The 12,403-nt window shown below is 49.1% G+C and carries 10 protein-coding genes; 4 read left to right on the top strand and 6 right to left on the bottom strand.

Annotated elements, in window-relative coordinates; translation table 11 throughout:
* Positions 1-40: 40 nt before the first annotated feature.
* Complete coding sequence (locus ACJJI8_RS22885; RefSeq protein ID WP_444933843.1) at positions 41-1,417, bottom strand: ATP-binding protein; 1,377 nt, start codon at positions 1,415-1,417, stop codon at positions 41-43.
* A gap of 10 nt (positions 1,418-1,427) precedes the next feature.
* Positions 1,428-2,132: a response regulator gene (locus ACJJI8_RS22880; RefSeq protein WP_413662835.1), complete on the bottom strand. Its 705-nt coding sequence runs from the start codon at positions 2,130-2,132 to the stop codon at positions 1,428-1,430.
* A gap of 168 nt (positions 2,133-2,300) precedes the next feature.
* Here ACJJI8_RS22880 and ACJJI8_RS22875 point away from each other — a divergent pair, with 168 nt between their 5' ends.
* From ACJJI8_RS22875 to ACJJI8_RS22860, 4 genes are all read left to right on the top strand, one after another.
* A complete protein-coding gene (locus ACJJI8_RS22875; RefSeq protein WP_444933842.1) occupies positions 2,301-2,765 on the top strand; it encodes a Spy/CpxP family protein refolding chaperone in 465 nt (154 codons plus the stop codon).
* Positions 2,766-2,986: 221 nt separating this feature from the next.
* Positions 2,987-3,529, top strand: coding sequence for a flavodoxin (locus ACJJI8_RS22870; RefSeq protein WP_444933841.1), 543 nt, complete (start codon positions 2,987-2,989; stop codon positions 3,527-3,529).
* 6 nt (positions 3,530-3,535) lie between these two features.
* Complete coding sequence (locus ACJJI8_RS22865) at positions 3,536-3,904, top strand: hypothetical protein (protein ID WP_444907635.1); 369 nt, start codon at positions 3,536-3,538, stop codon at positions 3,902-3,904.
* Between the two features lie 266 nt (positions 3,905-4,170).
* Positions 4,171-4,632, top strand: coding sequence for a Spy/CpxP family protein refolding chaperone (locus ACJJI8_RS22860; protein ID WP_444933840.1), 462 nt, complete (start codon positions 4,171-4,173; stop codon positions 4,630-4,632).
* 80 nt (positions 4,633-4,712) lie between these two features.
* On the opposite strand, the gene ACJJI8_RS22855 is transcribed toward ACJJI8_RS22860, so the two are convergent.
* The 4 genes from ACJJI8_RS22855 to ACJJI8_RS22840 form a co-directional block, all read right to left on the bottom strand.
* The gene (locus ACJJI8_RS22855) at positions 4,713-6,668 is read right to left on the bottom strand and encodes an alpha/beta hydrolase family protein (RefSeq protein WP_444933839.1); all 1,956 of its coding nucleotides are present in this window, start codon (positions 6,666-6,668) and stop codon (positions 4,713-4,715) included.
* Between the two features lie 108 nt (positions 6,669-6,776).
* Positions 6,777-8,831 carry a S9 family peptidase gene (locus tag ACJJI8_RS22850; protein ID WP_444933838.1) on the bottom strand — a complete coding sequence of 685 codons (2,055 nt, stop codon included), beginning with the start codon at positions 8,829-8,831 and terminating at the stop codon, positions 6,777-6,779.
* Positions 8,832-8,997: 166 nt separating this feature from the next.
* On the bottom strand, positions 8,998-11,073 hold the full coding sequence (locus tag ACJJI8_RS22845; RefSeq protein WP_444933837.1) for a S9 family peptidase: 2,076 nt from the start codon (positions 11,071-11,073) through the stop codon (positions 8,998-9,000).
* Positions 11,074-11,536: 463 nt separating this feature from the next.
* Positions 11,537-12,403 (bottom strand): SDR family oxidoreductase, encoded by an 867-nt coding sequence (locus ACJJI8_RS22840; RefSeq protein WP_444933836.1) that lies wholly within the window; start codon positions 12,401-12,403, stop codon positions 11,537-11,539.

Genomic DNA, 12,403 nt, shown 5'->3' with positions numbered 1-12,403 from the left:
ACTCTGGCGGTAGAGATGCTTATATTAGCTGCTGCGATGCTTAATCGTCGGCAATATGTAGCAGGGGGAGCTTAATCTCAACACACAGGCCCGCATCCCGGCTGTTTTTGGCGCTGATGCTTCCCTGGTGATGCAGGATGGTGCGCTGGGCGATAGCGAGTCCCAGTCCAAAGCCACCACTTTCCCGGGTGCGTGCACTATCTGTGCGATAGAAGGGGCGGAAAATAGCCTCCAATTCCTCATCTGCCACGCCGGAACCTGAGTCAATGACTGAGATGGTGCAGGAATCTGAGGATTCTTTAATCGACACCTTGACCCGGCCGTGCTCGGGGCTGTACTTGATTGCGTTGCGCAGGATGTTCTCCAGGGCAGCGGTCAGGGAGCTGCCCCGGGTTGCGACAAGGAGCTCTTCCCCTTCGGAGCGAATTTCAAAGGACAGGTCTTTGTCAGCAGCTTCGCTGTGGAGGTCTTCCGCCAGGGCGCTTATCAGGGCATTTACTTCCACTACGTCATCCAGGGGGCGCTGCTCCTGGCTGCTAATAGGAAGTGATAGCACGTCGGCAATAATATCTTCCAGGTAATCCGCTGCCTTGCCGATTTTATCCAGTTCTGTATCGAGCCCGTTAATTTGCTTTTGGCGGGCGATGGCCAGTGCCACTTGCAGGCGCGCTAATGGCGAGCGCAGTTCGTGGGAGACATCCTTGATCAGGCGGCGCTGCTCGGACATCGACTCCTGAAGCTGGGCGGTCATGGAGTCGAAGTCCAGGGCCAGGTCAGTCAGTTCATCATTCCGAGACTTCAGGGATGGAGTCACGCGGTAGTCCAGTTCGCCGGCAGCGACGCGTTTGGTGGCGGCGCGCAACTGTTCAAGAGGGCGGCTCAGGTAGCGGGCCAACCAGTAGCAGGCTAAACCTGAGGCAATCATGGAAAGCAGCAACATCGGCCAAAAGTTGCGCCACAGGAAGCGCAGCAATAGGCCTTCCTTGCTATCCCCAGCAACGACGACGATACGCAAGGGGTCTCCGGTGCGCAGCGGCAGGAAGAAGCCTACAGTGGGCTTGTTATTTACCAGTTTGTGAGCTTCGCGATTGCGGTAATCAAGACTGTCGATCAACGAGCCCATATTTGATGGCACTTCGCGACCGAGGATGTCGTTGCCTTGTTGATCAACCGCATAAACCCGCCGTTTGACTTTTTTGGGGGCTTTCTCGAGCCAGTGCTGGAATTGTTCAGGACCGTGACGGCGGGCGATTCGCATATTTCGCATGACCTCGCGAAATAGGGCGGGGCCCTCCCAGCGTTCCTCTTGTCGGGGATCGCCGAATTCACCGAAGTGGGTAATGTAAATGGCGGCTACAACCATCACCATGGCGGTGATCCAGGCCCCAAAGAACATTTTCCAGAAGAGACTGCGCATCGTGGAAAACCTATTGCTTGCTCTGGGTGAGCATATATCCGGCACCTCGGATATTGATAATTAGGTCGCGGCTGGCACCTTTATCCGCGAGCTTCTTGCGAATGTTACTGACATGGACATCGATGGAGCGGTCGTAGGGCATCAGCTTACGGCCAAGGGCACTTTCAGTGAGAACCTCTTTGCCAACCACTTCGCCGGCATGCTGAACCAGTACCTTGAGCACGGCGAACTCTGCGCCGGTCAGAGCCAAAGCCTGGTCGTTCCAATAACCCTGATGCTCTGCAGGCAGTAGTCGAATCTGGCCGCTGCTAAGAGTGTCGTCGCTCTCTTCAGCTTCGACTCGTCCGCGGCGGAGTACTGCGCGCAGTCGGGCCGCCAATTCCCTGGGATTGCAGGGTTTGGGCAGGTAGTCGTCGGCACCCATTTCCAGGCCGACGATACGATCCACAGTGTCCCCTTTTGCAGTAAGCATTAAAACCGGTAGGGAGCGGCTTGCTGCTGAAGCCTCCTCCCTAAGTTTGCGCAGTACTTCAAAGCCATTGTGAACGGGCAGCATGACGTCCAGAACCAGAGCGTCAAAGCTCTCGCTCTGAGCGAGTTCTAGCCCCCGGCCACCATCATTGGCTGCGGTTACTTGAAAACCCTCTCCGGTAAGGTACTCCCTTAGCAAGTCGGTGAGTTCGGTGTCATCGTCGATTAAAAGGATGCGGCTCATGGCGTTCTCTCAGTTTCTGTGTGGCCATTATATGCAAAGCGCTGGCGCTGGTTACCGCTGGCGATAGGGCTTTTTACCGTTCTTAACAAATGTTTACCGGCATTTTCCCCCGTTTACACAAGCTGGGCTTACTATGTAGTCACTGAACGCGAACATGAGGAAGTAGGAATGAAACACTGGAAACAAGCAATGGGAAGCTTGGCCTTGATAGGTGTTCTGGTTGCCCCTGCGGCACTTGCTTTCGGCGGTGGTGAAGGTGGTCAGGGGCGCGGATTTGAATATATGGTGCGCCAGCTTGAGTTGACCGAAGGCCAGCAGGCACAGTTAAAGGCCAACCGGGAGAGTAACCGAGAGGCGAGAATGGCACAGCGCGAGCAAATGATCGAGCTGCGCAAGGAATTAAATGCGGCGATTGAGTCGGGCGCTGACCAGGCGACACTGGATCAATTGGGCGAAGAGCTAGGCAAGCTAAAGCTTCTGGAGATGCAGAACCGCAACGAAATGAAAGAACAGTTTAAGGCCATTCTGACTGATGAGCAGAAGGCCAAGCTAGAGCAGCTTAAGAGTGAGCGCAAAGCGCGCCAAATGAAACGGCGCGATAAAAGCTCTGCAAGCCAGGATTCAGAGTCCTAGGCCCCCCAACCAAAGACTCCTTGTGCGATCCGCTGGGTGCACCCTTCCCCAAGGCCCAGCAGGTTCATAACCCTTAGCCCCCGCTGCCCCGGGGGCATTTTTCTTTATTCCTGCCGAAACCTGATCAGATAGGTAACTTGCTGAGCCCGGTTATTGCTGGGAGAATACGCCGCCTTGTAATTTAGTATGTAGCGGCCCGAATTGGGCGGAGAGGGTTGACTGTGAGTAAAATCGGCTTGTTCTATGGCAGTGATGAGGGTAATACCGAGTCTGTAGCTTTGCGCATCCGCGCCCGCCTTGGCGAAGACAATGTAGACCTGTTTGATATTGCCGATGTCACTCAGTTGGATATTGCTAATTATCAGTATCTTATCTTTGGAATCCCTACCTGGGACTTTGGTCAGATTCAATCTGACTGGGAAGAGTTCTGGGAGGATGTGCAGGAAATCGATTTTAGCGGAAAGACCGTCGCTTTATTTGGCCTGGGAGACCAATTTGGGTACGGCGACTATTTCTTGGATGCGATGGGCATGCTCCACGATGTTATTGTGGAAAAAGGAGCCACTATAGTCGGCCACTGGTCCACTGAAGGCTACGAGTATGAAGCCTCAAAAGCTGAAGTCGAAGGTGGAGCAAAGTTTGTCGGTCTGGCTATTGATGAAGACCAGCAGGAAGAGCTGACCACAGAGCGGCTGAATTGCTGGTGTCAGCAAATAGCTGAAGAGCTTGCGCTTGATAGTGATGTTCTTGAGTTGGATGACTGATTCGCTATGAAAAGCTCCCTGTTGTTCAGCGAGTTTTGGCCCTGGCTGGCAGAGCATACAAATTGTATCGTCAGGGCCGGAAGTAGTGATTCGGTAGTATACGATGATGATGACTACCACTGGCGCTTCACCGCTGAAGATGCCCGTACCAAGTTGGTTCAGGTAATGCGCGGTAAACGACCCGTCGCCGAGCTGTTTATTGAGCCTGAACATATAGCCGCTGTGCGTATTTCTCCCGGGGAGCGGGGAGAGTACAACTTTGACCTGGTAGCAGAAGTCCAGGGGCGCGAGCAGGTTGTTTATTACTTTGTTCTGACTCACTCACTGGAAGATGTGGATACGAAACAAAATCCCTCCTCAGCCGCTCTCCATTAAAAACATTTCGATGTTGTGGAAGTTATACTGGTCAGCCCTGTATAACTTCCGGATTAAATTTCTAATTTAAATTCTACCCCTCTCTTTTATTTCCCTTCACAACCATTAATTTGAAATTTTTTTTACAGTCGGTGCATTTTGTAAGCTGTGTCTATTATAAAAAGCGCTTGTTGTGAGTTCTTAACAAAGGTTTACCACAGTTATCCCCCGTTTACACGGCGCCCACTTACTATGTACTTACTGAATGTAAACGAGAGGGTTGAACGATGAAAAACTGGAAAACTGTAGTAGGTAGTTTGGCTTTGGCTGGCGTTGTAGCAGTACCAGCCGTTGGCATGGCATGTGATGGTAAAGGACGTATGGAAGGTCGCGGCCATGGACCAGAAAAAATTGCTAAAGAGCTGGACCTGACGGAAGCTCAAAGGGATCAACTGAAGGAGCTTCGCGAGTCCAACCGTGAAGGGAAAATAGCTAAGCGCGAAGAAATGCACAAAGCGTATGAAGAGTTGCGTGAAGCAATTCGTTCCGGTGCCGATCAGCAAACACTGGCAAGCCTGGGGGCGGAGATTGGCAAACTGGAAGTCGCTAAAATGCAGAGCCGCAACCAGATGCGTACTCAATTTGAGTCTGTATTAACAGATGAGCAACTCGCCAAGCTGGAAACCCTGAAGGCTGAAAAAAAGGATCGTCATATGAAGAAGTGGAAGGCGTATCGCGATCACGGTTAAGTGGGTAGCCTGGTTGAGGTTACTGAGAAACCGAAAAGAAGTAGCCCCTGATTATTTGGGGCTACTTCGCCATTTAGATTTTAGCCTTCATTGGACAGTTCCTCTACAGCTCCGACACCTATATGCTGATCTAAAAATTCTAGTAATTCTGTATAGAGTCTCATATTGTTCTCTTCTGAATAGAATCCGTGTCCCTCATTTTTAATAAATAGTGTTTTAACCGGAAGTTCTTCCTTTTTCAACGATGCAACAAGTGCTTCTGCGTGCTCAATAGGGGTTCTCTCATCCTGTCCTCCATGAATTAAAAAGACAGGTATATTGAGCTTGTCGGTATTTTCTATAGGAGAATTTGTCTTAAGAAAGCTCTCATTCTTACGCATAGTACGCTTTAAATAAGCGATACCGCGTTCACTCTCCTTGACATCCCCTTTTGTGTAAAGCATTTCCAAATCGTAGGCGCCGGAATAGCCAGCTGCGCATTGATATAAATCCGGGTAAAGAATTGGGTTCATCAATGCTGAATAACCTCCGAAGCTAATACCATATATACAAATTCGCTCGGGATCTGCATAGCCTTTCTCTATGGCCCAATGAGCTGCGTCGGCGATATCCTTCTGGATTTTCCCGCCCCACTCTTGGAAACCTGAAGTGTAATGGTTCATGCCGTATCCGGTGGAGCCTCGAAAGTTGACCTGAAGCACGAGATATCCATTTTGGGATAAAAGTTGTGCATCCTGGTCGTATCCCCAGTAATCGCGAGCGTGAGGGCCTCCATGAGGGAGTACAACCATTGGGTTCATTTTTTCTGAGTGCTTGGGGAATGTAAGATAAACGCCAACCTGCAAATTATCTTCGGTGGTGAATGAGTCAGCTATCATAGGGTTGAGCTGTTCGGGCATCATCCATTCCGCTGAAGATAAAAGGAAATCCACAGCCTTGGTTTTTAAGTTTACAAGGTAGTAATCTCCGGGCAGTCTATCACCACTTACCTCTAGTACACCCTTAGATCCATCTGTTGTGAAACTAGTAAATTTGATTCGGTACCCATCAAATGCTTTCTTTAAGCCGCGAAAGAATGGTGCAAAGCCATTCCCTTCATCAAAAAATTTCTCAGCCGGATAATCTGGATCTAAGTAGGCCCCGAGAGGTTTGTAAGATCCTGGGGAATAAACAATATTGCTTATGTCAGATCTGTGATGTTGAAATACTACTGAGTAATTTTCAGATCCGGGCGTAACTTTTATAAGTTGTTGCGTTTCAGATTTTGGGTTTATTGTTAGGTAGGCCTCACCTGTACTCTTGTCAAACCCAACCAGAGTGCCTGAGTCTAAAGTTTTATCTTTTACTCTTTCCCAACCTTTTTTTGATTTGAAATATAACTGATAGTTGTTTTCTTTGTCAGTACCATCTGCGTAGAGTAGGTTTCCAGCTTTGTCTGTGTAAGCACGTCCTAATATTTGAGGTAGTTTAGTGATATTCTTCTTTACTCCAGAATAAATATTTAACCGCGCGACCTCACCCCTGGTTTCCCAGTTGTTATACCAGGGATATGTGGAAATAAGAATTTCTTTCTTTTCATTTTGTAGTGGGTCAATAATAGAGGCATGAGCCCTGGTGGCCTCTGCTTTTTTTACACGCGAGCCAACCTGCCTCTCTCCAATCATATGGCCAAAAATCAGTTTGCCTCTGGAGCCATCATAGTTTATTGCGTAGAGAGATCCATAGTTTATCGGGATTTCTAAAGCAGTGGTTTTTGTTACAACTTCAGCGACAATCCTTTCATTATTTGCCCACTCAAAGTGGCCTACCTCTTCTCTACCATTAAACCGAAGCGTACCGGTTATTTTCATCGGGTGAATGGACATAAAGAATAAAACTGACTCACCTTCATACAATTTCCTGACTGCTAAATGAGTACCATCAGGAGAGATTTTTACTTCTTTAATCTCTGTGTGACGTACCAAGTCATCTAGTGGAATTTGCTTGGAGAGGGCCAGGGTTGGCCAAATGAGTAGTACAGCTAACAGTATTCGCATAATTCAATCCTTGTAATTTGGGAGGCATTATGCGATAGAGCAAAGATGGCAACAAGTCGAAGCGGATCTTTATGATCCGCTGGCCAACGATAAAGATTAATTGAAATATTAATTAGTTGCTAAGCCTTCACTTTCCCTATCAGGCTTGTGCTGCTCAAACCAATATAGAATCGATGCAACTTTTGCCACTAACTGACTTGGCCTGGCAGCGATACTGTGGGATGCCCCTGGAATGCGAACCATGGCAGCGTCAACGTCATTAAGTTTTAGTGCTTGATAAAACTGTTCCGTTTCTGACATTGGTGTACGGTAATCCTCTTCCCCTGTTAAGAGCATAGTGGGAGTGGTAACGTTTCCGACATAGGTGAGCGGTGAGCGACGGCGGTATTCCTCAGGTTTCTCCCAGGGCATCCCTGAGAACCAATAGCTAGTAAAAAACCTCGAATAATCAGCAGTTAAAACGAAGCTCTCCCAGTTGATGACAGGCTTGGCAACAACAGCAGCTCTGAAGCGATCGGTTTTGCCAATAATCCAGGCTGTCAGTGTACCCCCACCACTGCCACCTGTAACAAAAAGCTGCTCTTCATCAATGTAACCTTGAGCAATTACTGCATCGACGCCAGAAATCAGGTCGTCGTAATCCTGGCTCGGGTAGTTATGGTGAATTAAGTTGGCAAATTCATGGCCGTAGCTGGTGGAGCCACGGGGGTTAGTGTATAGAACAACATAACCAGCAGCGGCAAATAACTGGACTTCGGCGGCAAATCTGGGGCCGTAATTAGAGAAGGGACCACCGTGAATTTCCAATAGAAGGGGATACTTCTTCTCGGGGTCGAAATTGGGTGGGTAAGCGACCCAGCCCTGAACATCTCGGCCGTCAAAGCTCGATTTGTAGTTGATTTCCTCAATATTTGCCATCTCGCGCAGTGGCATCAGGTCGCCATTGAGCTCGGTGAGTGCCTGGGTTTTGCCGTTGCGCGCTAGAGCCAGTTCGGCGGGATTTTGAGGGGTTGTTTGTGTGTAGGCGATGTCCCCGCGTTTGGAGACTGCAAAATTGGCACCGGAGTATGGGCGTCCCAGCGAAAGGCCTCCAGCGTCGCTGGCCATTAGGGTTTCGCTGGAACCAATTTTCTTGATGGCAATTTTGGTGGAGCCGTGATCGTCGTAGCTATAGGCAATTCGCTTGCTATCGCCCAGCCAGAGGAAGTTGGAGATGCTGCGATCCTTGGCAGTTTTTATTTTACGGGACTTCCCGCTATTGAGATCCAGGACGCGCAGAGTATGTTGTTGGTATCCGAGCTTTTGATCCTCAAAGCCTAAATAGGCCAGCTTCGTACCATCTGGAGACATCTGCGGGTGATGGTCGGGACCATAACGTTCGGTAATTTGCTCGATACTGCCGTTTTGTAGGCTCACCTTGTAAATTTCCGAGTTCATCAGCTCGATTTCGTGATCGGGATGACGATTGGCTGAGAAGTAAATTGCATCGTTATTTTTACTCCAGGCGAGACTGCTGTGATGATCGTACTCGCCTTCGGTAAGCTGGCGAGGGGTACCGCCCTCTCGAGGGATCACAAAAACCTGTACATGCCCCTGCTTTAAATAGCCCATGCCATCTGAACGATAAATGCTGATGTCGATAAACTGTGGTGGCTTAGCCCACTCTGCGCCTTCCGGGGCACTGGGGAGCTGTACTGGCAGAGGTTTGCTTTCCGGTACGAACATGGTGAAAGCTATTTGCTTACCATCCCGTGACCACTGGATATTGGAGGGGGATTTTGGCAGGTGAGTAATCTGCAGATTCTGGCCATTATCTAACCACAGCAGGTGGATCTGCGGGCTGCCACTGCGGGTGCTGATAAAAGCGATGGTCTTCCCGTCTGGGGATAGCTGTGGGGAGTAATCGGAGTAGTCTCCAGAGGTCAGAGGGCGGTGATCTTTGCCATCGGTACCGATACGCCAAAGGTTCGCGCGCTTGCCGTCTTTCATTTTGTTCATTGAGTTGCGGACGTAATAAATACTTTTCCCGTCACTGCTGAACTGAGGGCTACTCGCGTATTCGAGGTTAAATACATCCTCGTAACTAAAATTGGGTAGTTGGTTATCAGCGAGCGCAGGGCTGGCGATAAACATCGCTGCGACAATTTTTATTAGCCGGTTCATGATCTTTAGGCTCCTCCTTCTTGTTTCCTAGAGGATACCTGAGGAAGGGGGGACAAAGGGAGTGATCCGTTGACTGGTGTGCTCGACGGGATAATCCGTGATGGAGCAACAGGGTGGCTGACCTGCTACTCCGTTATTTGGCCGAATATACCTGTAAAATTTTGAATTAGTTGGTTGCCAAGTCCTCGCTTTCATTTTCTCTATCGGGTTTGTGTTGATCAAACCAGTAGAGGGTCGAAGCTACTTTAGAGATTCTCTTGCTGGGTCTATCGGAAAAGTTATGGGATGTGTTTGGAAGGCGCACCATAGCTGCCTCTACATCATTTAACTTTAGTGCTTGGTAAAACTGTTCGGTCTCAGATATCGGGGTGCGATAATCGTTTTCTCCAGTCAATAGCATGGTCGGTGTAGTGACATTGCCAATATATGTGAGTGGAGAGCGGCGTCGATACTCCTCGGGGGCCTCCCAAGGCATCCCGGAAAACCAGTAGCGAGTAAATATTTTGGAGTAATCGGCAGTTAGAACAAAGCTCTCCCAATTGATTACCGGTGCGACAACTACCGCAGCCCTGAATCGTTCAGTTTTACCAATAATCCAGGCTGTTAGTGTGCCGCCGGCACTTCCACCTGTGACAAATAATTGATCCTCATCGATATAGCCTTGGGCGATAACTGTATCGACACCGGTCATTAGGTCATCGTAATCCTGGCTCGGGAAGTTGTGATGGATCAGGTTGGCAAACTCATTGTCGTAGCTGGTAGAGCCGCGAGGGTTAGTGTAGAGCACGACATAGCCTGCGGCGGCAAATAGTTGCATTTCGGCAGAAAAGCGCGGGCCGTAGTTAGATAGTGGGCCACCGTGAATCTCAAGTAACAGGGGGTATTTATTTTGGGGGTCGAAATTTGGGGGGTAGACTATCCAGCCCTGGATATTGCGACCATCGAAGCTGGATTTATAGTTGATCTCTTCCACATGGGCCATATTGCGTAGAGGTATCAAATCACTGTTGATCGCCGTGAGAATTTTTAACTTGCCGCCACGAGAAATTGCAAGTTCTGCGGGAATTTGAGGTGTAGTTTGTGTATAAACTACGTTTCCACGTTTGGAGACAGCAAAATCTGAAAAACTATAGGGCGCGCCTAGTGTCAGTCCACCGGCGTCATCCGCTATCAAGGTTTCCTTTCCGCCAATTTTCTTAATGGCAATTTTGGTTGAGCCATGATCGTCATAGCTGTAAGCAATACGCTTACTGTCAGCGAGCCACTGAAAATCGGAAACGCTACGATCGCTGGCAGTTTTTATTAGCTGGTTTTTTCCACTAGCGAGGTCGATCACTCGCAAAGTGTTTTGGTGGTAGGAAAACCGCTGATCTTCATAGCCTAAATATGCCAGCTTTCTTCCGTCGGGTGAGATTTGAGGTTGAAAATCGGGGCCAAATCTCTCGGTTACTTGCTCAATATTTCCATCATTGATATTTACCTTGTAAATTTCTGAATCCAGCAGTTCAATTTCATGATTTGGGTGGCGATTTGCTGAAAAGTAAATGGCCTTATTATTTTTGCCCCAGCTGAGTTGGCTGTTGTGCTCGTAGTCCCCACTGGTGAGCTGCCGGGGAGTGCCTCCTTCACGGGAAAACATGAAAACCTGTGAATTGCCCTGCTCTAAGTATCCCTGGCCCTCAATGCGATATAAGCTCTTGTCGATAAACTGAGGTGTTTCTTCCCACTCGCCCCCTTCTGGTGGTGTGGGAAGCTCCACTGGCAGCGGTTTGCTCTCGGGCACGAACATGGTGAAGGCGATATGCTGACCATCGTGGGACCACTGGATATTTGATGGGGCTTTGGGTAGATGGGAAATTTGCTCACTTTTACCATTGTCCAGCCACAACAAATGTATCTGGGGCTTTCCACTCCTGTCGCTGATAAAGGCAATGGTTTTTCCATCTGGAGATAGATGTGGCGAGTGGTCGTGAAAATCTCCCGAGGTTAGGGGGCGATGATCTTTGCCATCATCGCTGATATACCAGAGGTTTGCCCTTGTGGTATCTGCCATTTTGTTCAGGGAGTTGCGCACGTAATAAATATTTTTATCGTTAGTGCCAAACTGTGGGTCGCTGGCGTACTCCAGGTCGAAAATATCCTCGTAGCTAAAATTGGGTGAATGTTCATTTGTATTTGCGTGGGTGGAAAATGCCGGGCTTGCAATAACTGCCGCAGCGATAAACTTTATAAACCTATCCATGGTCCGTGAGCTCCTTTTTATTATTAGATGCAGCATACCGAAGGGGTGTCAACAGAGGGGATAAATACGCTGAAGTGTAGTATTGAAGGGATAGTCAGTTTATTTGGCGGATAAACCTTTTGGAGTTTTACTTTCTCAAAAAGGAAAGCCGGGGCAGATCAAAATTAAACTTGGTGCTTTCGTCTTTTTTGAGCCTGTAAAATAAGCCAGATTAATCGAAATAGTAGCTATGTTAATACTTTCCGATAAATATCTTTGAGAGTATCAAACTGGTCGATCCCAACCATTTCGTCACACTGTGTGAATAGTAGTTTTTCGGGTTCTAATTCGGTAACCACAATTCTGGTGGGCACGGTTCTAATGGGACCTGGGTGTGTATTGGGCTAACGGAACAAGGGGTGACCTACCACTACGATAATAGCGGCTGTATTGAAAAGGAGGTGAGCTACGGTACTTGGTGGCTTTAGGTTTCACTCTGCCATGTGTTGGCCGTTTCCTCTACGAAACTTCGATAGCTTCGCGGACCCTGTGGTAAAAGTGCGGCCTGAGCCTCGAGATCTTCCTGATTGACTGGATGGCCGTTTGTTTTGAACCAGCGATGCATGATCAGAAGATCGAAATTCAGCCATGGAGGCACCATGGTTTCGATGCTGTTGGCAAAGTCTTCCGGCGTTAGGTCAGGGTAGATGACGGCGCGACCAAGTGCTATGGACCAGAGTGCAGCGGTTTCATTGCCGTTAGGGGCATCCAAACTCGACAAAAGAAATACTTCGTTCTTCGCCCTTATGTCTAAGAGTGCTGACGCTGCTGCGAGCGCAACATCACGGGTATCGATGCGTGCAACCGGGTGGGCCCCCAACGGCGTTGCATAAGCTCCTGCAGTGATCACATCCTTCTGAACAAGATCATTCTGAGCGAAGTAGGTGGGCCGTAGTATCGTGTGCGCGATCCCACTTGCTCGCAGCGCTGTTTCAATGGCGAATTTTCCACCCGCATGGGGAATCATCGGTGCGCGAACTGCAAGATCGCTCGATAGATAAACGATGTGCCTGGGGGGTGATTCAGCGGCGATCGCCAGTGTGGAGAGGCCTTGATGAGTCTCCTTGGGACTATTTGCGATGAGAAGAAAGACACTCTCAACTCCCTTAAATGCGGACCTCAGGGTGGAAGGATCGTCCATATCGGCAATGACTGTATCAATATCATCGGGGAGACTTGCGGCATAGGCAGTCGATCGTGTGGCGACCCGGATCTTTGCTCCACTCGCATATAAGATCGGAATGAGGGCCCGGCCGACGTTTCCTGAGCCGCCAAAGATGAGGACAGTCAT

The organism is Microbulbifer maximicatervae (SeqCode), from assembly GCF_052467695.1.
Note: the sequence above shows the minus strand (reverse complement) of the source record. Positions and strands in the feature narration are given on the sequence as shown.